The following is a 22,618-nucleotide window of genomic DNA, read 5'->3' as shown; positions in this document are numbered from 1 at the left end:
CTTGCCGTGTCGCACCGACACTCCTCACGCCCAGGCTCGGGGCGATGCGGCATCCTGTCCCCCGTGGCTCGTTTCGCGCTGCCTGCCTCAGGCCTCTCCCCCGCGCTGGTGCGCAACGACGTGTCCGATGTCCCGCGTGGGCTGGTGCTGATGCTCCACGGCGGGCTGGAGCGCTCCGAGCTCCCGGTCGACCTGCGCAGCGCCTCGTTCCTGCGTACGGCGGCTATGCAACGGGCGATCGCGTCGCGGGTCCGCGCGGCCGGGGTGAGCACCTGGCTGCTGCGGCACCGGGTCCGCGGGTGGAACGCCGGCGACCCGGTCCCCGACGCCCGCTGGGCGCTGGAGCAGGTACGGCGCGCGCACGGCGCCGTACCCGTCGTGCTGCTGGGGCACTCGATGGGCGGTCGCACAGCAGTGCACGTAGCCGACGACCCCTCGGTCGTCGGGGTGGTGGGGCTGGCTCCCTGGTGGCCACCCGGGGAGAGCGTGCGGGCCCTGGCCGGACGGCACCTGGTGGGTGCCCACGGCACCGTCGACGAGATCACCTCGCCGCTTGCGACCCGCGCCTACCTGGAGCGGGCCGGTGGCGTGGCCGCCTCGGTGCAGTTCCACGACATGGGCCCGGTGGGGCACTACCTGTTCAAGGGCGTCCGGGCGTGGAACCAGCTTGCGGTGACCCAGTCACTGGATCTCCTAGCCCGCTGAAGCAGGAGCCGCACGGTCATCGCGTGTGGCACCGCTGAGAGCTTCCCGCGCGTGGCAGGGCGAAGGGCTTTCCCGTGACTGTCGCCGTGGGCGTCGCGGGCACGCCGTGGGCGTCGGGCTATTCGCGGCGTGGTCGGTGGCGGGTCCACTCCGGTGGTGCCAGGTCCGCCGGGTCCGGGCAGACGGGGTCCCGGGCGTCGTGCTCCTGCACGCCGCGGTGCTGACCGTGGTGACCCGCCTTCCTGCGAGCCGGGGGTGGCTGGAACTCGGGTAGCCGGTCGTGGGGGTTGAGCCGCACCTGCCACGGCGTGTGGTGCAGGGCGCGGTGGTGGTGCCCACAGACCAGGACGAGATTGTCCAGAGCGGTGGGACCGCCGTCGGCCCAGTGGACGAGGTGGTGGGCGTGACACATCACCGGGGGCCTGGTGCAGGCCGGGAAGGCGCAGTGCCGGTCGCGGACGACCAGTGCCCGCCACAGTGCGGGGGTGACCAGGCGATGCGCGCGGCCCACGTCGAGCTGTTCGCTCGGTCCGCCGAGCGCGACCGGGATCAGGTCGGCGTCGCAGGCCAGTCGGCGTGCGGTGGCCGCGGACAGGGTGAGGCCCTCGTCGGTGACTCCGAGGCCAGCGGCCAGGTCATCGGGCAACGCGGTCCCGAGTAGCGACCAGTCGATGACGTCACCAGCGCCAGCACCAGCACCGGCGTTGGTGTTGGTGTTGGTGTTGGTGTTGGTGTTGGTGTGACCGTTCGTGGAGGCCCATCGGTCCAGGCACCGGGTCAGCGCCCCGTAGCCGAGTGTCACAGTCACCCGCGGTCGAGCGCCGTGCGACTCCGGTGCCTGGTCAGTGTCCAGGGCGTGCTGTGCGGTCTGGATCAACGCGTCCCACAACCGTGCACCATGATCACGCGGGTCGAGAACCTCCCCGGCACACCCCTGGTCGAGGTCGTCGCTCAACGCGGGCTGCGGCTTGGTCAGCGGTAGCAGCGCGGCCTTGAGGACCGCGGCGTCCTCGACCGACCCGCGCCCCTTGAGCCGGACCCCGCCGGCGCCGTCGTCGACCAGGGACAGGAACCGGTCCAGGTGCGCGGCCCGTTCGGCGCGGTCCAGAGCCTTCTCCAGATCCCGCTCGGTCCGCTCGGGGTCGACGACATGGATCAGGTGCCGGGCCGCCTTCGCCAGGTCCGAGGCGTCGAGACGCCCGGCCTCGCCCAGCAGCAGCGCCTCGGCCTCCGCACGCAGGCGCGGGTTGCTGGGGAGTTGTTCGATCGCATCCACGATCACCCCAGCCTGCTCGGGAGAGACCCGGCCCGACCGCAGGGCCGCCAACGTCGCCCGCCGCTCACCGGACAGCAGCCCCGCATGGTCCACCGCCCGCTTGCCCTGAGCCCGACGCAGGCCACCCAGGTGGGTCAGCCAATCTCCGGTAGAGGCCCACGCACGTTCGGTCTTCGCGGCGGCGCGGGCGTGGATCTCGGCCAGCATCTCGACCTCGACCGCCGCCAGGTGCGCCCGCAAACCCTCCAGGGCACCGACCCCGTCCAACAGCTCCTCAGAGGACCGCGCCGCCCACAGCACCGAGTCCAACCCAGCGAGTACCTCCTCGGCCCGAGAGACCACCGCGACCGCACCACCAGCGCCACCGTCACCGGTGCCGTCGGGGCCGAGTGTGATCTCCATGACACTCACTCAATCAGCGACCACCGACACTCCCGCCTCCGCTGGCCTGCACGGACACGCCTCTGTGGACAACAACCGAAAGTTTTACCTTTGTCTCCCCGCCACTGGCTGCCGAGAGCAGATCCGTCGCGGTCGCGGGACTCGGGCGGCCCCTCAGCGCAGGCGGCGGCGAGCAACCTCGAGCCGCTCTTCGTCCTCGAGGGCCGTCCCTCCTCAGCCGCTCGACCAACGCCGGCGCCGCCGTACAGACGTCACAGCCGATCGACTCCGCCCGCTCCGGCACCTCAAAGACTCGCGCCTCAGAGGACGCCCAGACATCAGGCCCGCATCCCTGCCCACGCCCCGCCGACAGGGGCGAGGGCCACCCCGGCACCCGGGATGGCCCTCGAAAACGTCCACAGCCTGCCCGACTCACGGCAGGCCCGGCCGCAAAGCTCAGCCCAGCGCGTCCTCCAGCGCCTTGATGAACGCGGGCAGGTCGCGGGGGTTGCGGCTGGTGATGAGGTTGCCGTCCACCACCACCTCCTCATCCACCCAGGTGCCGCCGGCGTTGCGGATGTCGTCGGCGAGGCTGGGGAAGCTGGTCAGCCGCCGGCCCGAGGCCAGGCCGGCGGAGACCAGCAGCCAGGGACCGTGGCAGATGACCGCCAGGGGCTTGCCGGCCTCGTGCACCGCGCGGACGATCTGCTGGGCCCGTTCCTCGGTGCGCAGCCGGTCCGCGTTGACGGTTCCACCGGGGATCACCACGGCATCGACCGTGGCGGGGTCCAGCTCGTCGAGGGTGCCGTCGACGGGGACCGTGATCGTCTTGTCGGTGTCGTTGCGCATCGCCTGGATCGGGTCGGTGCCGGTGGAGTACACCTTGACCTCCGCCCCGGCCGAGGCCAGCTGGTCACGCGGCTCGGTGAGCTCGGGCTCCTCGAAGTAGTCGGTGGCGATGATCGCGATCCTCTTGCCGCTCAGGTCTGCCATGCCAGGGCCTCCTTCGTGTGTCGGTTCTCGGGACCGACGACCGGTACCCACTCCGCTCCGGCATCCACACCACCACCGACCGGGCGCGACCCGGTCCGCCGACGACGGCCCGGCTCAGCTGGAGAGGTTGCGCGCCACCGTCTGCTGCAGCCGCATCGCCTGCCTGGCCCATGCCCAGGACGCTCCGGCCAGCCCGCAGGTCGCGGTGACCGCGACCTGGTCTCCGACCTCCGCCTGGTCCAGGCCGAGCATGTCGAGCCAGCGGAGCACCCGCTCGGTCGCCTGCGCGTCGTCGGGCGCCGAGGCCGGCTCGGTCGAGGCGACCACTCCGAACGCCACCGCGTCTCCCGCCTCCAGCGCCTCGGCGAGGACGTCGTGGTCGGCCGCGGACATCTGGTCGAGGTCGATGCTGAGCCCGCGGGCACCGGCGCCGCGGACCAGCGCGAGGTCGGTGCCGGACGCGCAGGTGTGCACCCACGGCTCGGCACCCGCCTCGGTGATCGCGGCGAGCACCCAGCCGAGCTGTTCGGAGGCCTCGGGACGGTCGATCGTGCGGTGCCGGCCGAAGCCCGAGGCGGTCGGGATCCGCGCCGTCATCACGGCCGCGAGGGCCGGCTCGTCGACCTGGACGATGAGCCGCTCTACGCCCGGGACGCGGCGGCGCACGTCCGCCACGTGGGAGCGGACGCCCTCGGCCAGGGCCTGCGCGAGGTCGCGACGGGCGCCGTGGTCGGAGAGCACCTTGTCCCCGCGCGGCTTCTCCACCGACGCGGCGAGCGTCCAGGGTCCGGCGACCTGCACCTTGAAGGCCCCGACGTGCCCCTGTGCCTGCTCCTCGAGCGCGTCCAGGTCCTGGGCCAGCAGGCTGCGGGCGCGGCGGTGGTCGATCCCGGAGGCGTCGGTGAGTCGCCAGCCCGCCGGCTGGAGGTCGGCGCCGAGGCCCGCGACCACCGCGAGGCCACGCCCGATCATCCCGGCGGTGATGCCGCGTCCGGGAAGCTCGGGCAGGTGCGGCAGGTCGGGCAGCTCGCCGAGCACGGTCCGCACCGCCTCGCCGTACGCCGCGGCGTCGTCGCCGGGCATCGAGCCGACGCCGGTGGCGCGGACGGTGAAGGAGCTCATCGGAGGGCCTCGCTTCGAGAGGTGGCGCTGATGGTCGCGGAGCCGACGACGCGGGTGCCGTCGTAGACCACGGCAGCTTGGCCGGGAGCGATGCCGGTGGCCGGGTCGAGCAGCTCGATGTGGACCTCGTCGCCGTCGACGCGGACCACCGCGCGGTGCTCGTCGCCGTGCGCGCGGAGCTGGACGGTGCCGTGCAGCGGCTCGGTCGGCACCGAGCCGCACCAGCGTGGCCGGATGCCGCTGATCCGATCGACGCTGAGCGCCTCGCGGGGCCCGACGCGCACGGTTCCGGAGACCGGCTCGATGTCGAGCACGAAACGCGGCTTGCCGTCGGGGGCCGGCCGGCCCAGGCGCAGTCCCTTGCGCTGGCCGATCGTGAACCCGTAGGTCCCGTCGTGGTGGCCCAGCACGTCGCCGCTTGCGGCGTCCACGATCTCCCCGGAGAGCCGGCGCGTCTGCTCGTCGCCGAGGCGCGCGGGCAGCTTCTCGCGCAGCCAGCCCGCGTTGTCCCCGTCCGCGACGAAGCAGATGTCGTGGCTGTCGGGCTTGTCGGCGACCAGCAGCCCGCGCTCGGCCGCCTCGGCGCGCACGTCGGTCTTGGTGGAGCCGCCGAGCGGGAACAGCGAGTGGGCCAGCTGCTCCTGGTCGAGCACCCCCAGCACGTAGGACTGGTCCTTGCCGTGGTCGACGGCGCGGTGCATCTCGATCAGCCCGTCCGCCCCGGTGCGCAGCTGCGCGTAGTGCCCGGTGGCGACCGCGTCGAAGCCCAGCGCGAGGGCCCGGTCGAGGACCGCGGCGAACTTGATCTTCTCGTTGCAGCGCAGGCACGGGTTGGGGGTGCGACCGGCGGCGTACTCGTCCATGAAGTCCTCCACGACGTCCTCGTGGAAGCGGTCGCTCATGTCCCAGACGTAGAACGGGATGCCGATCACGTCGGCGGCGCGCCGGGCGTCGTTGGAGTCCTCGATGGTGCAGCAGCCGCGCGCGCCGGTGCGGTAGGACTGCGGGTTGCGGGACAGGGCCAGGTGGATGCCGGTGACGTCGTGCCCCGCCTCCGCTGCGCGGGCCGCGGCCACCGCCGAGTCGACGCCCCCCGACATCGCGGCGAGGACGCGCATCAGCGCACCCTGCGGTTGGCGGCGCGGGCGCGCTCGACCACCGGGCCGATCGCCTCGACGAGCGCGTCCACGTCGGCGCGGGTGCTGGTGTGTCCCAGCGAGAAGCGCAGCGAGCTGCGGGCGTCCACGTCGTCGCAGCCCATCGCCAACAGCACGTGGGAGGCCTGGGGCACGCCGGCGGAGCACGCGGAGCCGGTCGAGCACTCGATGCCCCGGGCGTCGAGCAGCATCAGCAGCGAGTCGCCCTCGCAGTCGGGGAAGCGCAGGTGCGCGTTGCCGGGCAGGCGGCGTACCGGGTCCCCGTCGTAGATGACGTCGGGCACCACCGCGCGGACCCGCTCCACCAGCTCGTCGCGCAGCGCGCGGAGCCGGCTCGCGTGGTCGCTCTGGTGCTTGACGGCGTGCTCGACGGCGGCGGCGAACCCCACGATGGCCGGGGTGTCGATGGTGCCGCTGCGCACGTCGCGCTCCTGTCCCCCGCCGTGCAGCAGCGGGGTGAGCTCGAGCTCGCGGCGCACCACGAGGGCGCCCACGCCGAAGGGGCCGCCGACCTTGTGCCCGGTCAGGGTCAGCGCGTCGACCCCGGAGGTGGCGAAGTCCAGCGGCACGGCCCCGACGGCCTGGACGGCGTCGGTGTGCACCGGGATACCGTGCGCCGCGGCGATCTCGACGACCTCGGGGATCGGCTGGAGGGTACCCACCTCGTTGTTCGCCCACATCACGGTGATCAGCGCGACGGACTCGGGATCCTGCTCGACGCAGGCGCGCAGCGCGTCCACGTCGAGGCGGCCCAGGGCGTCGACCGTCAGCAGCTCGACCTGGGCGCCCTCACGCTCCTGCAGCCAGTGCAGGGGGTCGAGCACGGCGTGGTGCTCGATCGTGCTCGACAGGATCCGGGTACGGCGCGGGTCGGCCGCGCGGCGGGCCCAGTAGAGCCCCTTGACGGCGAGGTTGTTCGCCTCGGTGCCCCCCGAGGTGAACACCACCTCGCCGGGACGGCACCCCAGGGCGCGCGCGACCCTCTCGCGCGACTCCTCCACCACGCGGCGCGCGCGGCGTCCCGAGGCGTGCAGGGAGCTGGGGTTGCCGGCGCCCAGGTGCGCGGTCATCGCCTCGATCGGCGCGGGCAGCATCGGGGTGGTGGCCGCGTGGTCGAGATAGACGGTGGGCGCGCTCTCGGGCAGCCCGGGCGCGGGCGGGGGGACGGTCATGGCACCCTCCAGCGTACGGCGCGCTCGGTGCCGGCCGCGAACCGACCACTGCCTGTGGCCGCCCCCCGCTCCCGCAGGCCCGCTCCCGCAGACTCAGCGCCCGCCGAGCAGGACGAGGTCGTCGCGGTGCACTACCTCCCGCTCGTAGCCCGCCCCCAGCTCGGCCTTGAGCGCCTGGCTGGTCTTGCCCAGCAGGGAGGGCAGCTCGTCGGAGTCGAAGTTGACCAGGCCACGCGCCACCGCCCGGTCCTCGGGGTCGACCAGGTCGACCGGGTCGCCGGCCACGAAGCGGCCGGTCACCCCGGTCACCCCGGCGGCCAGCAGGGACGCCCGCCGCTCCACCACCGCGCGCACCGCGCCCGCGTCGAGCTGCAGGGTGCCCTTCGGCTCGGTGGCGTGGCGCAGCCACAGCAGCCGGGTCGGGCGGCGCCGCCCGGTGGGGTGGAACAGGGTGCCGACACCGTCGCCGGCCAGCGCGGCGCCGGCCTGGTCCGCGGAGGTCAGCACCACCGGGATCCCCGCCCCGGTGGCGATCCGGGCCGCCTCGACCTTGGTGACCATGCCGCCGGTGCCGACCCCGGCCGACCCGGTGCTGCCGATCCGGACCCCGGCCAGATCGTCGCCGGCGGCCACCTCCGGGATCAGCGAGGTGCCGGGCTCGGCCGGGTTGCCGTCGTAGAGGCCGTCCACATCGGAGAGCAGCACCAGCAGGTCGGCGTGCACCAGGTGGGCCACCAGCGCGGCGAGCCGGTCGTTGTCACCGAAGCGGATCTCCCCGGTGGCCACCGTGTCGTTCTCGTTGACGATCGGCAGCACACCGAGCTCCAGCAACCGGGCGAAGGTCCGGTAGGCGTTGCGGTAGCTCGAGCGGCGCACCACGTCGTCGACGGTGAGCAGGACCTGGCCGGTGGTGAGGTCGTGCCCGGCGAGGAACTTCGTGTAGTGGCTGACCAGCAGCCCCTGGCCCACCGAGGCCGCCGCCTGCTGGGTGGCGAGGTCGCGGGGGCGCTTGCGCAGGCCGAGCGGAGCCAGCCCGGCGGCGATCGCCCCCGAGGAGACGAGCACCACCTCGGTGCCGCGCCCCCGGGCCGCGGCGAGCACGTCGACCAGGTGCTCGAGGCGGGCGAGGTCGATCCCGCCGGCGGCGCTGGTCAGCGAGGAGGAGCCCACCTTGACGACCACACGCCCGGCCCCGGTGACCTGCGACCGCGTCACCGGCTCTGGTCCCGTGCGGCCCCGTTCCCGTCGTCGGTGCCACCGGCGGTGCCGGCGTCGGGGTCGGACTCGGCCCAGTCGGGGTCGTCGGCGCCGCCGATCTCGTACGACATCGGGCCCACGTCGGGGCGCGCCGCCTTGTCCAGGCGTCGGGCCACGTCGGCGCGGGTCTCGTTGTCCCCGCGCTCGGGCAGCAGCTCGTCGATGGCGCGCCGACGGCGAGCCGCCGGGCGCGACTCGTCGAAGCGCTGGTCCTCGCCACGGCGGCCCAGCATCTCCGCCCCGGCCTCGATGCCGGGCTTGAAGTCGAAGACCACCGAGTTGTCCGGGTCGCCGATGAGGACCGCGTCGCCCTCCACGGCACCGAGCTCGACCAGCTTGGTCTCCACCCCGATCCGGTTGAGCCGGTCGGCCAGGAAGCCGACGGCCTCGTCGTTGCTGAAGTCGGTCTGGCGCACCCAGCGCTCGGGCTTCTCCCCCGAGACCCGCCAGCCCTCGTTGGTCCGGCTGACCTGGAAGTCGCCCTTCTGGTCGGCTCCCCTGGGCCGGATCACGATCCGGGTGGTCTCCGAGACCGGCCGGGCCGCGCGCGCGGCCTTGACGATCTCGGCCATCGCGTAGGTGAGCTCCTTCATCCCCGCGCCGGAGGCGGCCGAGACCGGGTAGACCGAGAGTCCGCGCCCACGCAGCTCGTCGACGACCATCTCGGCGATCTCGCGACCGTCGGGGACGTCGATCTTGTTCAGCGCCACCAGCCGCGGACGGTCCTCGAGGCCGCCGTAGCGGCTGAGCTCGTTCTCGATGATGTCGAGGTCCTCGACCGGGTTGCGGCCGGGCTCCATCGTCGCGGTGTCCACGACGTGCACCAGCGCCGCGCAGCGCTCGATGTGGCGCAGGAAGTCGTGACCCAGGCCGCGGCCGTCGCTGGCTCCCTCGATCAGCCCGGGGACGTCGGCGACCGTGAAGGTGGTCTCGCCGGCGGTGACCACGCCGAGGTTGGGGACCAGCGTGGTGAACGGGTAGTCGGCGATCTTGGGCCGAGCCCGGGAGATGGCCGCGATCAGCGAGGACTTGCCGGCGCTGGGGAAGCCGACCAGCCCGATGTCGGCGACGACCTTGAGCTCGAGGACGACGTCGAGCTCGTCGCCGGGCTCGCCGAGGAGCGCGAAGCCGGGAGCCTTGCGCTTGGAGGAGGCGAGGGCCGCGTTGCCGAGTCCTCCGCGTCCGCCGGTGGCGATGACCATCTCGGTGCCGGCGCCGACGAGGTCGCCGAGCACCTCGCCCTGCTTGTCGCGCACCACGGTGCCGTCGGGGACCGGCAGCACGATGTCGGAGCCGTGGGCGCCGTTCTTGTGCGCACCGGCTCCGTGGCCGCCGTGCTCGGCGACCCGCTTGGGGCTGTGGTGGTAGTCGACCAGCGTGGTGACGTTGGGGTCGACGCGCAGGATCACCGAGCCGCCCGGCCCGCCGTTTCCGCCGTCGGGCCCGCCCAGCGGCTTGAACTTCTCGCGGTGCACGGAAGCGACTCCGTTGCCACCGCGACCGGCGCTGATGTGGAGCGTGACCCGGTCGACGAACGTCGGGACAGCCATGGGAACTCCTGGTGAGAAAGAAAAATGCCGAAAGGGCGTCCCCCGATTCTAGGGACGCCCTTCGGTGAGGTCTGTGACAGACAGAAGCGTCAGGTCACTCGCCCGGGACGATGTTGACGACGCGGCGACCGCGCTTGGTGCCGAACTCCACGTCACCGGCGAGCAGGGCGAACAGGGTGTCGTCCCCGCCGCGACCGACGCCACTGCCGGGGTGGAAGTGGGTGCCGCGCTGGCGCACGATGATCTCGCCGGCGTTGACGGACTGGCCGCCGTACCGCTTGACGCCCAGACGCTGGGAGTTGGAGTCCCGACCGTTCTTGGTCGAGGCTGCGCCCTTCTTGTGTGCCATGAGTTCAGTCCTTAGTCGATTGCAGAGCCCGGCCGCTGAGGCAAGCTCAGAGGGAGATGTCGGTGACCTTCACCTGGGTGTACTTCTGACGGTGACCCTGGCGCTTCTTGTAGCCGGTCTTGTTCTTGAACTTCTGGATGATGATCTTCGGGCCCTTGGTGGCGCCGAGAACCTCAACCGTGACCGAAGCCTTGTCGAGCTTGGCAGCGTCCGAGGTGATCGCCTCGCCGTCGACCACGAGCACGACCGGCAGCTTCACCGACTCGCCGACACCGGTCGTCACCTTGTCGATCTCGATGACGTCGCCGACGGCAACCTTCTGCTGGGTGGCGCCTGCGCGCACGATCGCGTACACCGCGGTCTCCTTCGTCGTCTTGCTGCATGTAAGTCCGGGTCTGGGGCTCCTCCACCGGCGCCCTGACGAGCGCTGGGCACGACCGTGAGGCCGAGCACCGGGTGGGGGTTCCACACAGAAGGGCACCCACGACCGATTCGCCGGGGTACGCCGAGGGTCAATACTACGGAAGCCGGGCCCTCACCGCAAAACGAACCCACTGGGGGAACGTCGTGCGCGGCGAGGGCCCGGCATCCGTCAACGCTCGGAGTCGCTCTCCCCCGCCGTGCCACCGCCGGCCGCGGCCGGGTTGACGGTACGGCGCGAGCGTGTGCGGGTGACGACCTTGGGCGCCGGGGGCGTCGCCAGCGGCGTCTCGGTGAACGAGGCGGGGTCGGCCTGCTCCTGGACCTTCACCGCGACGGGCGCGGTGCTGACCACCCGGGGCGCCCGGCGGGTGCGCACGACCCGCTTGGTGACCTGGGGAGCGCCGGCCGGGGCCCGCTCGGCGACCGGAGCCGCCTCGGGCTGGGCCGGCTCGGGCTGCTTCACCTCGGGCTGGGCCGGCTCCGGCTGGGCCACCTCAGGCTGCTTCGCCTCCGGCTGGGCCACCTCGGCAGCGGGCGTCTCCGCCTGCTCCGCCTGCGCTGCCTGCTCCGCCCGGTTCGCGCCACCGCGGCTGCGGGAACGACGCGAGCGGGTGGGCCGCTCCTGACTCTCTGCCACAGCCTGCTCGGCCGCGGCCTGCTCGGTCGGAGCCTGGTCCACCGCAGCCTGCTCGGTCGGAGCCTGGTCCGCCGCGCCGGCAGTAGCCGGCTCGTTGGCGGGGGCCTCTTCCTGGGCCGGCTGCGTCGCGCTCGTCTCGTCGACCGGGGCCCGCTCGGCGTTCTCGGGGCGAGCCACCGCCGCGATGTCCTTGGGACTGGGCACGACCACGGGCCGGCTCGCACCCGAGCCTCCACCGCGGCTGTCGCCACCGCGGCTGTCGCCGCCGCGGTTGTCGCCACCGGACTCGCCACGACCCTTGGTGCCACGACCGCGGCGAGCGCCGCGACGGCCGTCGTCCTCGGCGTCATGCGGCTCCACGGGGGCGTCGTGGATCACGACGCCGCGTCCCTGGCAGTGGTCGCAGTTCTCGCTGAAGGACTCGACCAGGCCGGTGCCGATGCGCTTGCGCGTCATCTGCACCAGACCCAGCGAGGTCACCTCGGCGACCTGGTGCTTGGTGCGGTCGCGCCCCAGGCACTCCACGAGCCGGCGCAGCACGAGGTCGCGGTTGGACTCGAGCACCATGTCGATGAAGTCGACGACGATGATGCCGCCGATGTCACGCAGCCGGAGCTGGCGCACGATCTCCTCGGCGGCCTCGAGGTTGTTCTTGGTGACGGTCTCCTCGAGGTTGCCGCCGGAGCCGGTGAACTTGCCGGTGTTGACGTCGACGACCGTCATCGCCTCGGTGCGGTCGATGACCAGCGAGCCGCCCGAGGGCAGCCAGACCTTGCGGTCGAGCCCCTTGGCGATCTGCTCCTCCACGCGGTAGGCCGCGAAGATGTCCGGCCCGTCCGCGGTGTCGTAGCGCTCGAGACGCTCGACGAGGTCGGGGGCCACGTGGCTGACGTAGTTCTGCACCGTGTCCCAGGCGTCGTCGCCCTGGATGACCAGCTTCGAGAAGTCCTCGGTGAACAGGTCGCGCACGACCTTGAGGGTCAGGTCGGGCTCGCCGTACAGCATCTGCGGGGCGTTGCCCTTGGCCTTGCCCGCGATGTCCTCCCAGCGTGCCGCCAGTCGCTCGACGTCGCGGGTCAGCTCCTCCTCGCTGGCACCCTCGGCGGCTGTGCGCACGATCACGCCGGCGCCCTCGGGGACGATCTCCTTGAGCAGCGCCTTGAGGCGGCTGCGCTCGGTGTCGGGCAGCTTGCGGGAGATGCCGCTGGTGGTGCCGTCGGGCACGTAGACCAGGAAGCGTCCGGCCAGGCTGATCTGACTGGTGAGACGGGCACCCTTGTGACCGATGGGGTCCTTGGTGACCTGCACCAGGATCGGCTGGCCCGAGGAGAGCACGGACTCGATCTTGCGCGGATGGCCGTCGCGGTGGCCCAGCGCCGACCAGTTCACCTCACCGGCGTACAGCACGGCGTTGCGGCCCTTGCCGATGTCGACGAACGCCGCCTCCATCGAGGGCAGCACGTTCTGGACCCGGCCGAGGTACACGTTGCCGATCAGCGACGTCTGCGACTCACGGGCGACGTAGTGCTCGACGAGGACCTTGTCCTCCAGGACGCCGATCTGCGTGAGGTCGCCGCGCTGGCGGATGACCATCACTCGTTCGACGGCCTCGCGGCGGGCCAGGAATTCGGCCTCGCTGACGATCGGCGCGCGGCGGCGGCCGGCCTCGCGACCGTCACGACGACGCTGCTTCTTGGCCTCGAGTCGGGTCGAGCCGGAGATCGAGGTGATCTCGTCCTCGGCCGAGCGGGGCTTGCGGACGCGGGTGACGGTGTTCTCCGACTCCTCGCCCTCGCTGCCGGAGTCGTCGCCTGCGCGGCGACGGCGGCGACGGCGACGCGAGGTGCCCTCACCGGACTCCTGCTGGTCCTCGGCGTCGTTGCCGCCGCGCGCGGGCTCGGCGGGGGTGGTGTCGGCCTCGCCGTCCTGCTCGCCCGCCTCCTGCTCGCCGCTCGCGGAGTCGTCCCCGGACTTGCGGCGACGTCGGCCGCCGCGGCGACGGCGACGGCGGTTGCCGCCACCGGTCTCGTCGTCGTCCTCGCTCTCGCCCTGGTCCTGGCTCTGGGCGCTGTCGTCGTCCTGGTCGCTCTCGTCGCCCTGGCGGCTCTCGGCGCCCTGGCGGCTCGCAGCACTCTGGCGGCCGCGGCGCGCCGCGGGCTGGGCCTCGGGGGCGACCTCGGTCGCCTGGCCCTCGGCCTCCGCGCTCGGTGCGGCGTCGGCGTCGGTGGCCGTCTCCACCTCGGCGGCGGGCCGGCGGCGCGAGCGCTTGCGGGGCGCGGGCCTCTCGGCCGCGTCCTCGCTCGGCGCGTCACCGGGAACGTCGCTCGGCTGGTCGGCGCGGGTCTCGGCGGCCGGCTCGGCGACGGCGGAGTCCGCGGAGGCGGGCTCCTCGACGGGCGCGGCGACCTTCTTGGCGGCCGTCTTGCGGGGGCGGCGTACCGCCTTGGTCGGGTCCGGCGCCTGGAAGAGCACGGCCGTCTGCGGCGCTGCGGCGGGGACGGTGTCCTCCGCCTCGATCGGCTGGGCCTCGGCCGCGCGGGCGTCGGCGAGCTCCGCGGCGACGCGGGCCGCGGCCTCCTCCTCGGTCTCCTCGGGGGCCTGGGCCGCGGGCTCCGCCAGCGGCTGGGCCTCGAGCGCCGGGGACACCTCCAGCGGCAGCTCCTCGGCGGATGCGGCCGCCTTCTTGCGCGTGGTGGTGCGCTTGGCGGCGGCCTTCTTCGCAGGCGCGGCGGTCTTGGCGGCCGCCGTCTTCTTGGCCGCGGCCCGCTTGCGCGGGGCGGCCTTCTCCTCGACCGGGGCTGCCTCCGCGGGCGTGGCCGGCTCCGCGTCCGCAACGACCGGCGCCTCGGTGCTCACCGAGGCGTCCGGCACGGGGTCCGGGGCGGCGACCTTCTTCGTCGCCCGCCGGGTGGGGGTCTTGACCGGGGCCTTGCCGGCGGCCGCCTTGGTGGCGGTGCTCTTGCGGGCCGCTCGCTTGCGCGGCGGCGGTGCCGCGTCCTCACCTCCCGTCGCGCCGGAGGCGTCCGGGGCCGGGTTGTTCAGCTCTTCTGTCTGGTTCTCGTCGAGCATGTGCGCTCCTCTGCCCGGCTGCGCGGTGCGCGCCGAGCATGTCCGACGCCGCGGCCCGGATGCTCAGGACCGACGACGCAAAGCCTGCGTGTGGCGGCGACTCCCTCCGCGGGATGCGTCAACGGGTGCGCGCCGATCACCTGCCGCGGTCGTCGGGCCCGGGGCGTCTCTGTCACAGACTGTCCGGCCGCGTCGCGGTCTGGTGACGACCTTCATCCGTCGTGCCGACCCGGTGTCCCGGACCGGCGAGAACGTCGTCGGGTCGAAGGAAGCGGCGGGTGGGCCACATCTACGACCGTGGCGAGTATCGCACACGCCGCCCGGGATCTCGTCATGTCGAGGAGACCAGCGGGTCGCCCACGCTGCCCGCCTCCGCGTCCAGGGGTCCCTGGGCGGTGCGCGTCAGCAGCGGGGCGGAACCGGTCTGCAGATCGGTGACCTGGCGCAGCCCGGTCAGCACGTCGTCGGGTCGTACCGCGGGCACGGCGTGGCGCACGACGAGGTCGAGCCTGCTCCCCCGCCCGCTCGGCGCTGGCTCCACGGTGAGGGCGACCACCGCCGCGCGGCAGTCGAAGGCGCGCACGCCCTTCTTGGTCATCCGCTCCACGGTCACGCTCTCGGTGGCCAGGAACGTCTCCACTGCGCGCCGGGCATCGTCCTGCTCGGCCTCGATGTCGATCGCCCACCGGCTCGCCTCGAGCAGGTCCGAGAGCGATCCGCCCGGGGAGACCACGACCTCGAGCACGTCGAGCCCGGCCGGGAGGGCCTCGTCGAGGGCCCCGTGCACGGCGGCCGGGTCGACGACCTCGGCCAGGGCGATCTCGAGGAACTCCGCCTCGCTGGCCGAACCGGTCGGCGCCGCACCGGCGTAGGAGATCCGAGGGTGCGGGTTGAAGCCGGACGAGTACGCCATCGGGATCCGGGCCCGGAACACCGCCCGCTCGAAGGCACGGCTGAAGTCACGGTGGCTGGTGAAGCGCAGCCGTCCGCGCTTCGCGTACCGGATCCGGAGACGCTGGACGGGAGGGGCCTGCTGCTCTGGCTGGTCGCGCACCCCGACAGCCTATGCTCCATGCTTCCCGCCACCTCGAGGAGCATCATGAGCAGCAGCCGCCCTGTCGCCGTCGTCACGGGAGCCAGCAGCGGCATCGGTGCCGCCACCGCCGTCGCACTGTCCGGCGCCGGGTACGACGTCGTGGTCGGCGCCCGGCGTGCCGAGCGGCTGGCCGAGGTCGCCGAGTCCTGCGGCGCGACGGCGTACCCGCTGGACGTGACCGACGACGCCTCGGTGACCGAGTTCGTCGCCCGCCTCGAGCGCTGCGACGTGCTGGTCAACAACGCCGGCGGCGCGCTGGGCGCCGACCCGGTGGCGCAGGCCGACGTCGAGGGCTGGCGCTGGATGTACGAGACCAACGTGCTGGGCACCCTGCGGATGACCAAGGCGCTGCTCCAGATGCTGATCGCCTCCGGCGACGGCCAGGTCATCAACATCGGCTCCGTCGCGGCGCGCGAGCCCTACCGCGGCGGCGCCGGCTACAACGCCGCCAAGCACGGGGTCGCGGCGCTCACCCGGGTGCTGCGCATCGAGCTGCTCGGCGAGCCGGTCCGGGTCTGCGAGATCGATCCGGGCATGGTGGAGACCGAGTTCAGCCTGGTCCGCTTCGAGGGCGACCGGGAGAAGGCGGACGCCGTCTACGCCGGAGTCACGCCGCTCACCGCCGAGGACGTCGCCGAGACCGTGCGGTGGGTCGCCACCCGGCCGCCGCACGTGAACATCGACCAGATCCTGATGCTGGCCCGCGACCAGTCCAGCGCCCAGGTCGTGCACCGGGCGACGAGCTGACCCGCTGGCCCCCGAGCACCTGATCCCCCAGCGCCTGAACCCCCAGCGCCTGGCCGGCTCAGAGCTGCGCCCGGGCCTGCTTCATCAGCGGTGAGGGGTAGACCGTCCCGACCCTGACCCCGGCGAGCCAGGCGGTGAGCCGCTCGGCCTCGGTCTCGAGCGCGCGGCGCGCCCCGGCGGCCAGCGGCTCGGCCGGGACCACCCGGACGACGCCCTCGGCGTCCTGCAGCCAGCAGCCCACGGCTCGGCCGTTCCACCAGGCGGTGGTGCCGGCGTTGCCGTTGCGGTCGAAGAGCAGGGCCCCGTGCTCGCCCAGCAGGAAGTCCCGCGCCTGCCAGCCCATCACCGTCGGGTCCAGCACCGGCAGCAGCGCCGCCCAGGGCTCGTCGTAGGAGACGGGGTCGAGGTCGTCGGGCAGCACCCAGCCGACTGCGCCGCCGTCGAGGGAGACCTCGACCGCGCCGACGTCGGCCAGCGCCGCGGTCACCGTAGCGCCGGTGGATCCCAGCCACCAGCGCAGGTCCGCGGCGGTGCCGGGGCCGAAGGTGCGCAGCCAGCGGCGCACCAGCTCGGCGTACCCCTCGCGGCTGCCGCACGGTTCGGGGCTCTCCCCGAGCCAGTGCCGCATCGCCGCGTAGCGCGGGCGTGACCCGCGCCAGTGGGTGGCGTTGTGGCCGCGCACCACCCGCGCCTGCGCGCCGAGCACGGTGAGCACTCGCGGCGCCACCGGGAACGACCCGCCGTAGCTCTTCTCGGGCGTCGCCACGAACCGGCCCTCGAGCTCGGGCAGCTGCTCGCGCAGCTCCTGGGCGGTGAGCTCGTCGCCGCCGGCGAGGCGCTCCTCGACGGCGGCGCAGGCGGTGTCCAGCCAGCGCGCCCCGTCGCCTGCGATCCCGGAGGCCTCGACGTCCTTGGCGAGTCGGGTCCGCTGGGTGGTGGCGACCCGCGCCGAGGCGCTCCCCCACGCCGCCGGCAGCAGGTCGCGGGGGAAGACGAACAGTGTGCGGCGCATCGCGAGCTGCTTGACCAGCGTGCGCTGGTCGTACAGCGCGGCGTCGACGTCGGCGAGGGACGGCGCGTCCATCCGGGCGGCCAGCGACAGGTGCACGGTGGCCGGCTCGGTGGCGTGCAGGACCGTCATCGCCCGGGTCGCGGCCACGGCGTCGGGCAAGCGCGTGTGCTGCGTCAGCCCGTGCCGTACGGCGACGCGGGCCCGGCGCTCGTCGTCGGTGATGTGCCGCATCCCTGTCCTGCCTGTCCTGGCTGCCTGTCCTCTGCCTGTCCTGCCCGGCTCGCCGGGCCCCGGCCGGCGACTCCCACGCAGCGGGCGCCCCGACCGCGGGCGTCACAGTACGCCTGAGAGCATCGCCGCGTGTCCGAACCTCAGCCCGCAGCTCAGCCTGAGCGCCGTCGCGCAGGTGGCAGTCCCGCGCCATCCTCCCCCGGCGACCCCGGCGCGCCCACGAGCGCGGGTGCCGGGGCGGCGGGGGTCGCCCCCTGGCTGATGCTCGCCGGGCTGATCCTGCTGGCGTTCAACCTGCGTCCGGCCGCGGTCAGCGTGGGGCCGGTGCTGGCCGAGGTCACCGACGGCGTCGGGATGTCGCACACCACCGCCGGCCTGCTCACCTCGCTGCCGGTCGTCGCGTTCGCGGCGTTCGGGGCGACTGCGCCCGCCCTGGCCCGGGCGATCGGCGTGCACCGGGTCACGCTGCTCAGCCTGCTCGCGGTCGTGCTGGGTCTGGGCGGTCGCGCGGCGGTCTCCTCCACGCCGCCCTTCCTGGCGCTGTCCGCGCTGGCGCTGGCCGGGATGGCGACCGCCAACGTGCTGCTGCCCTCGCTGGTGAAGCTGCACTTCCCCGACCGGGTCGGCCGGGTCACCGCGCTCTACACGACCGCGATGGCCGTCGGCATCACCAGCGCGCTGATGCTCACCGTGCCGATCGCCGAGGCGGGCGGCGGCTGGCGGGCCGGCATCGGCGCGTGGGCGCTGCTGGCACTGGTCGCCGCGCTCCCCTGGGTCCGACTGTTCGCCCACGACCGCCACCTCGAGCCCGGTGGGCGCGGGGTGCGGCTCGGGGAGGTCGCGCGGACCAGGCTGGGCTGGGCGATGGCGGTGTTCTTCGGGCTGCAGTCGATCCACGCCTACGCGGTCTTCGGCTGGTTCGCCCAGCTGTGGCGTGACAGCGGCTGGTCGGCGACCGCCGCCGGGCTGATCCTCGGCATCGTGGCCGCGGTGAGCATCCCGCTCTCCCTGTGGCTGCCGGCCGCCGCCGCCCGGCGTACGGACCAGCGCGGGATCCTGCTGGCGGTGATGTCGTGCTACCCCGTCGGCTACCTCGGCCTGATCCTCGCGCCGTACCGGCTCGCGCCGCTGTGGGCACTGCTGATCGGCATCGGCGCCTGCACGTTCCCGCTGGTGCTCACCATGATCGGGCTGCGCTCGCGCACTCCCTCGGGGACCGCCGCCCTCTCCGGCTTCACCCAGTCGGCGGGCTACCTGATCGCCGCCGCCGGGCCGTTCATCGTCGGCGCGCTCTACGACGCCACCGACGGCTGGACCTGGCCGATCAGCTTCCTGCTGGCCCTGGTCATCCCCCAGCTGGCGGTCGGCCTCTACTGCGCCCGCCCCGCCCACATAGAAGACCAGCTCCCCTGACCGCCGAGTCGGCGCAACCTCGCGCCCGTACGACGCCGAGTCGGCGCAAGCTCGCGCGGTCGCGCCGACTCGGCGGGGCTCAGACGACGCTGAGCGGGAGGAGCTGGCGACCGGTGGGCCCGATCTGGATGTCGGTGTCCATCGAAGGGCAGACCCCGCAGTCGTAGCACGGCGTCCAGCGGCAGTCCTCGACCTCGGGGATCTCGGCGTTCGGGTCCCCGGCCTGGACGGCGTCCTCCCAGTCGGCCCACAGCCAGTCCTTGTCGAGACCGGAGTCGAGGTGGTCCCAGGGCAGCACCTCGTCGTAGCCGCGCTCGCGGGTGGTGTACCAGTCGAGGTCGACACCGGTGCCGGCCAGCGCCCGCTCCGCGGAGGCCACCCAACGGTCATAGGAGAAGTGCTCGCTCCAGCCGTCGAAGCGGCCACCGTCGCGCCACACCTCCTCGATGATCCGCCCGACCCGGCGGTCACCGCGCGAGAGCAGGCCCTCGATGGTGCCGGGCTTGCCGTCGTGGTAGCGGAAGCCGATGGCGCGGGCGAACTTCTTGTCCGCGCGGATCACGTCGCGCAGCTTCTTCAGCCGGGCGTCGGTGGTCTCGTGGTCGAGCTGGCCGGCCCACTGGAACGGCGTGTGCGCCTTGGGCACGAAGCCGCCGATGGACACGGTGCAGCGGATGTCGTTGGTGCCCGCGACCTCGCGGCCCTTCGCGATGACCTTGCGTGCCAGGTCGGCGATCTCGAGCACGTCCTCGTCGGTCTCGGTGGGCAGCCCGCACATGAAGTAGAGCTTCACCTGCCGCCAGCCGTGCGAGTACGCCGCGGCGACGGTGTTGATCAGGTCCTGCTCGGTGACCATCTTGTTGATCACCCGGCGCATCCGCTCGGAGCCGCCCTCGGGCGCGAACGTCAGCCCGGAGCGACGGCCGTTGCGGGAGAACTCGTTGGCGAGGTTGATGTTGAAGGCGTCGACGCGGGTGCTGGGCAGGCTCAGCGAGACGTTGGAGTCCTCGTAGCGATCGGCCAGGCCCTTGGCGACCTCGGCGATCTCGGTGTGGTCGGCGCTGGACAGCGACAGCAGGCCGACCTCGTCGAAGCCGGACTTGCGGATGCCGTTCTCCACCATGGCGCCGATGGTCTCGATGGAGCGCTCGCGCACCGGGCGGGTGATCATCCCGGCCTGGCAGAAGCGGCAGCCGCGCGTGCAGCCGCGGAAGATCTCCACGCTGAACCGCTCGTGCACCGTCTCGGCCAGCGGCACCAGCGGCTTGGCCGGGTAGGGCCAGGCGTCGAGGTCCATCAGCGTGTGCTTGCGGACTCGGGCGGGCACGCCGGGCAGGCGGGGCACCACGGCGGCGATCTCCGCGTCGGGGGTGTAGGTGACGTCGTAGAACTTCGGGACGTAGACCCCACCGCTGACCGCGAGCCGGCGCAGCAGCTCGTCGCGACCCGACAGGCCGAGCTCGGTGTTGCCGGGGCGACCCTGCGCCTTCCACTCCCGGACCACCTCGGAGATGGCCAGCACGATCTCCTCGCCGTCGCCGAGCACCGCGGCATCGATGAAGTCGGAGATCGGCTCGGGGTTGAACGCCGCGTGGCCGCCCGCGATCACGACGGGGTCGTCGTCGGTGCGGTCGACGGCGTGCAGCGCCATCCCGGCGAGGTCGAGGGCGTTGAGCAGGTTGGTGTAGCCCAGCTCGGTGGAGAAGCTGACGCCGAACAGGTCGAAGGCGCGCACCGAGCGGTGCGAGTCGACGGTGAACTGCGGGATGGGCCCGAGCTCGTCGCCCTCGCGCATCACCTTCTCCATGTCCGCCCACACCGAATAGGTGCGCTCGGCCACGATCCAGTCGCGTTCGTTGAGCACCTCGTAGAGGATCTGCACACCCTGGTTGGGCAGGCCGACCTCGTACGCGTCGGGGTACATCAGGGCCCACCGCACGGTCGGCCCCTCCGGCGCGCAGTCCCACTCCTTGACGGTCGAGTTCAGCTCACCGCCGACGTACTGGATCGGCTTCTGCACCGACGGGAGCTTCGGCTCCAGCCGGGGGAAGACGGACTCGGGGCTTCGCTGGTCGAGACCAGGCACGGACACGTCGGAACCTCATGGGATCGCGGGCGGGGGGTCAGCCTCCAAGGGTACGTCGCCCTCGGCCACACGCGCTCATTCGTCGGTGGGTGCCAGTTCCTCGAGCGCGCGCCTGGCCCGCTGCAGCTCGACCTCCGCCAGTGCGATCAGATCCTCCAGTCCCTTGACACCGAACCGGTTGCTGACTGCCTGCACCGCCTCGCCGATCGCGGGGTCGACGGTCTCCTCGATGTGCTCGCTCATGGGGCCATGCTCGCATCCCACCGCCTGCCACGCCCTGAGACAGGCGCGGGCGAGTTACTCGCGGCGGGGCCGGTGGCGGGGCCAGTCGGGCGGGGCCGGGTCCGGGGCCGGGCAGTCGGTGTGTGGGCTGTGGCCGTCGTGGCCGTCGTGGTGCTGGCGGTGCTCGTGGTGCTGGCCGTGGCAGTGGTGGGGCTCCCTGCGGGGTGGGGGTGGCTGGAACTCCGGTAGCCGGTCGTGGGCGTTGAGTCGGACCTGCCAGGGGGTGTGGTGCAGCGTGCGGTGGTGGTGGCCGCAGACCAGTACCAGGTTGTCGAGTGCGGTGGTGCCGCCGTCGGCCCAGTGGGTGAGGTGGTGGGCGTGGCACATCACCGGGGGCCGGGTGCAGGCCGGGAACGCACAGTGCCGGTCGCGAACGACGAGGGCGCGCCACAGTGCGGGGGTGACCAGGCGGTGGGCGCGGCCGACGTCGAGCTGCTCGCCGGGGCCGCCCAACGCGACGGGGATCAGGTCGGCGTCACAGGCCAACCGCCGGGCGGTGGCCGCGGACAGGGTGAGGCCCTCGTCGGTGACCCCCAGCCCCGAGGCCAGGTCATCAGGCAACGCGGACCCCAGCAACGACCAGTCGATGTCGCCCGCACCGGCGGCGGTGCTGTCAGCCCAGGTGCTGCCTGAGGTACGGCCGGTCGTGGATGCCCGACGGTCCAGGCACCCGGTCAGGGCCGTGTAGTCGAGGGTGACCGTGACCCGCGGCCGGGCGCCATGCGACTCCGGTGCCTGATCGGTGTCCAAGGCATGTTGCGCGGTCTGGATCAGCGCATCCCACAACCGCGCCCCATGATCACGCGGATCCAGCACCTGCCCGCCACACCCCTCGTCGGGGTCGTCGCTCAACGCCGGCTGCGGCTTCGTCAACGGCAACAGCGCGGCCTTCAGCACCGCGGCGTCCTCCACCGACCCACGCCCCTTCACCCGGACCCCGCCGGCGCCGTCGTCGACCAGGGACAGGAACCGGTCCAGGTGCGCCGCCCGCTCCGCACGGTCCAGCGCCTTCTCCAGATCCCGCTCGGTCCGCTCGGGGTCGACGACATGAACCAGGTGCCGCGCGGCCTTGGCCAGCTCCGAGGCATCAAGGCGCTCGGCCTCACCCAGCAACAGCGCCTCAGCCTCCGCACGCAGACGCGGGTTGCGCGGCAGCTGCTCGACCGCGTCCACGATCACCCCGGCCTGCTCGGGCGAGACCCGGCCCGCGCGCAACGCGGCCAACGTCGCCTGCCGGTCGGCGCACAACAGCCCGGCGTGGTCGACCGCCCGCTTGCCCTGCGCACGGCGCAGCCCACCCACATGGGTGAACCAGTCCCCGGTCGAGGCCCACGCCCGCTCGCTCTTGGCCGCGGCACGGGCGTGGACCTCGGCCAGCAACACTGCCTCCACCGCCGCCAGATGCGCCCGCAGCCCCTCCAACGCACCGACCCCGTCCATCAACTCCTCAGAGGTCCGGCCGGCCCACAGCACCGAGTCCAACCCCGCCAGAGCCTCCTCAGCCCGGGAGACCACCGCGACCGCACCACCAGCGCCACCGTCACCGGTGCCATCTGCGGGGCCGAGTGTGATCTCCATGACACTCACTCAAGCAGCGACCACCGACAGTCCGGCCCCCACAGAGGCGCCCTGGTCCCAATCTGTGGACAACGAGCGAAAA

General features: G+C 73.1%; 17 protein-coding genes and 1 pseudogene. 3 read left to right on the top strand and 15 right to left on the bottom strand.

Translation table 11 applies throughout. The annotated features are described in order from the left end of the window. Positions 1–63 precede the first annotated feature (63 nt). Positions 64–705 carry an alpha/beta hydrolase gene (locus AC6EI4_RS12800; RefSeq protein WP_498451694.1) on the top strand — a complete coding sequence of 214 codons (642 nt, stop codon included), beginning with the start codon at positions 64–66 and terminating at the stop codon, positions 703–705. A gap of 118 nt (positions 706–823) precedes the next feature. Here the strand turns inward: AC6EI4_RS12800 and AC6EI4_RS12795 are convergent, their stop codons facing one another. The 11 genes and pseudogenes from AC6EI4_RS12795 to AC6EI4_RS12745 form a co-directional block, all read right to left on the bottom strand. Then, positions 824–2,383: an HNH endonuclease signature motif containing protein gene (locus tag AC6EI4_RS12795; RefSeq protein WP_498451693.1), complete on the bottom strand. Its 1,560-nt coding sequence runs from the start codon at positions 2,381–2,383 to the stop codon at positions 824–826. A 435-nt stretch (positions 2,384–2,818) separates the two neighbouring features. Further along, positions 2,819–3,355, bottom strand: coding sequence for a type 1 glutamine amidotransferase domain-containing protein (locus tag AC6EI4_RS12790; protein ID WP_498451692.1), 537 nt, complete (start codon positions 3,353–3,355; stop codon positions 2,819–2,821). Positions 3,356–3,469: 114 nt separating this feature from the next. Further along, positions 3,470–4,477: a uroporphyrinogen decarboxylase/cobalamine-independent methonine synthase family protein gene (locus AC6EI4_RS12785; RefSeq protein ID WP_498451691.1), complete on the bottom strand. Its 1,008-nt coding sequence runs from the start codon at positions 4,475–4,477 to the stop codon at positions 3,470–3,472. Beyond that, positions 4,474–5,595: a tRNA 2-thiouridine(34) synthase MnmA gene (gene mnmA, locus AC6EI4_RS12780; protein ID WP_498422196.1), complete on the bottom strand. Its 1,122-nt coding sequence runs from the start codon at positions 5,593–5,595 to the stop codon at positions 4,474–4,476. The genes AC6EI4_RS12785 and mnmA overlap by 4 nt, the downstream gene beginning before the upstream one ends. Beyond that, complete coding sequence (locus tag AC6EI4_RS12775) at positions 5,595–6,806, bottom strand: cysteine desulfurase family protein (RefSeq protein ID WP_498451690.1); 1,212 nt, start codon at positions 6,804–6,806, stop codon at positions 5,595–5,597. The genes mnmA and AC6EI4_RS12775 overlap by 1 nt, the downstream gene beginning before the upstream one ends. Before the next feature lie 93 nt (positions 6,807–6,899). Continuing rightward, the gene (gene proB, locus AC6EI4_RS12770) at positions 6,900–8,021 is read right to left on the bottom strand and encodes a glutamate 5-kinase (protein WP_498451689.1); all 1,122 of its coding nucleotides are present in this window, start codon (positions 8,019–8,021) and stop codon (positions 6,900–6,902) included. Next, positions 8,018–9,613: a GTPase ObgE gene (obgE, locus tag AC6EI4_RS12765; protein WP_498422202.1), complete on the bottom strand. Its 1,596-nt coding sequence runs from the start codon at positions 9,611–9,613 to the stop codon at positions 8,018–8,020. Before obgE ends, proB begins: the two co-directional genes overlap by 4 nt. A 94-nt stretch (positions 9,614–9,707) precedes the next feature. Further along, entirely contained in the window at positions 9,708–9,962 is a 255-nt protein-coding gene (gene rpmA, locus AC6EI4_RS12760; protein WP_498422204.1) for a 50S ribosomal protein L27, read from the bottom strand. A gap of 46 nt (positions 9,963–10,008) precedes the next feature. Beyond that, positions 10,009–10,317: a 50S ribosomal protein L21 gene (gene rplU, locus AC6EI4_RS12755; RefSeq protein WP_498422206.1), complete on the bottom strand. Its 309-nt coding sequence runs from the start codon at positions 10,315–10,317 to the stop codon at positions 10,009–10,011. A 1,035-nt stretch (positions 10,318–11,352) separates the two neighbouring features. Continuing rightward, positions 11,353–14,091 (bottom strand): annotated as a pseudogene (locus AC6EI4_RS12750) (Rne/Rng family ribonuclease); the annotation flags it as partial. Positions 14,092–14,422: 331 nt separating this feature from the next. Next, entirely contained in the window at positions 14,423–15,145 is a 723-nt protein-coding gene (locus AC6EI4_RS12745; protein ID WP_498451688.1) for a TIGR03936 family radical SAM-associated protein, read from the bottom strand. Positions 15,146–15,190: 45 nt separating this feature from the next. On the opposite strand from AC6EI4_RS12745, the gene AC6EI4_RS12740 reads away from it, so the two are divergent. Further along, positions 15,191–15,934 (top strand): SDR family NAD(P)-dependent oxidoreductase, encoded by a 744-nt coding sequence (locus AC6EI4_RS12740; RefSeq protein WP_498451687.1) that lies wholly within the window; start codon positions 15,191–15,193, stop codon positions 15,932–15,934. Between the two features lie 58 nt (positions 15,935–15,992). Here AC6EI4_RS12740 and AC6EI4_RS12735 read toward each other — a convergent pair whose 3' ends face one another. Next, complete coding sequence (locus AC6EI4_RS12735; protein ID WP_498422213.1) at positions 15,993–17,177, bottom strand: winged helix DNA-binding domain-containing protein; 1,185 nt, start codon at positions 17,175–17,177, stop codon at positions 15,993–15,995. Positions 17,178–17,306: 129 nt separating this feature from the next. Here AC6EI4_RS12735 and AC6EI4_RS12730 point away from each other — a divergent pair, with 129 nt between their 5' ends. Further along, on the top strand, positions 17,307–18,590 hold the full coding sequence (locus tag AC6EI4_RS12730) for an MFS transporter (RefSeq protein WP_498451686.1): 1,284 nt from the start codon (positions 17,307–17,309) through the stop codon (positions 18,588–18,590). 79 nt (positions 18,591–18,669) lie between these two features. Here AC6EI4_RS12730 and AC6EI4_RS12725 read toward each other — a convergent pair whose 3' ends face one another. The 3 genes from AC6EI4_RS12725 to AC6EI4_RS12715 form a co-directional block, all read right to left on the bottom strand. Then, positions 18,670–20,676, bottom strand: coding sequence for a TIGR03960 family B12-binding radical SAM protein (locus AC6EI4_RS12725; protein ID WP_498451760.1), 2,007 nt, complete (start codon positions 20,674–20,676; stop codon positions 18,670–18,672). A 75-nt stretch (positions 20,677–20,751) separates the two neighbouring features. Next, positions 20,752–20,919, bottom strand: coding sequence for a hypothetical protein (locus AC6EI4_RS12720; RefSeq protein WP_498422217.1), 168 nt, complete (start codon positions 20,917–20,919; stop codon positions 20,752–20,754). A 54-nt stretch (positions 20,920–20,973) separates the two neighbouring features. Further along, positions 20,974–22,536 carry an HNH endonuclease signature motif containing protein gene (locus AC6EI4_RS12715; RefSeq protein ID WP_498451685.1) on the bottom strand — a complete coding sequence of 521 codons (1,563 nt, stop codon included), beginning with the start codon at positions 22,534–22,536 and terminating at the stop codon, positions 20,974–20,976. Positions 22,537–22,618: the final 82 nt, after the last annotated feature.

This window comes from Nocardioides sp. Z43_10 (assembly GCF_059766615.1).
The sequence above is the reverse complement of the archived record's forward strand: the minus strand, read 5'-3'. Positions and strand labels throughout refer to the sequence as shown.

Bases quoted from the DNA above. Each gene is read 5' to 3' on its own strand.
- AC6EI4_RS12795 (WP_498451693.1), bottom strand. From the start codon at position 2,383: ATGGAGATCACACTCGGCCCCGACGGCACCGGTGACGGTGGCGCTGGT.
- AC6EI4_RS12790 (WP_498451692.1), bottom strand. From the start codon at position 3,355: ATGGCAGACCTGAGCGGCAAGAGGATCGCGATCATCGCCACCGACTAC.
- AC6EI4_RS12785 (WP_498451691.1), bottom strand. From the start codon at position 4,477: ATGAGCTCCTTCACCGTCCGCGCCACCGGCGTCGGCTCGATGCCCGGC.
- mnmA (WP_498422196.1), bottom strand. From the start codon at position 5,595: ATGCGCGTCCTCGCCGCGATGTCGGGGGGCGTCGACTCGGCGGTGGCC.
- AC6EI4_RS12775 (WP_498451690.1), bottom strand. From the start codon at position 6,806: ATGACCGTCCCCCCGCCCGCGCCCGGGCTGCCCGAGAGCGCGCCCACC.
- obgE (WP_498422202.1), bottom strand. From the start codon at position 9,613: ATGGCTGTCCCGACGTTCGTCGACCGGGTCACGCTCCACATCAGCGCC.
- rpmA (WP_498422204.1), bottom strand. From the start codon at position 9,962: ATGGCACACAAGAAGGGCGCAGCCTCGACCAAGAACGGTCGGGACTCC.
- AC6EI4_RS12740 (WP_498451687.1), top strand. From the start codon at position 15,191: ATGAGCAGCAGCCGCCCTGTCGCCGTCGTCACGGGAGCCAGCAGCGGC.
- AC6EI4_RS12735 (WP_498422213.1), bottom strand. From the start codon at position 17,177: ATGCGGCACATCACCGACGACGAGCGCCGGGCCCGCGTCGCCGTACGG.
- AC6EI4_RS12720 (WP_498422217.1), bottom strand. From the start codon at position 20,919: ATGAGCGAGCACATCGAGGAGACCGTCGACCCCGCGATCGGCGAGGCG.
- AC6EI4_RS12715 (WP_498451685.1), bottom strand. From the start codon at position 22,536: ATGGAGATCACACTCGGCCCCGCAGATGGCACCGGTGACGGTGGCGCT.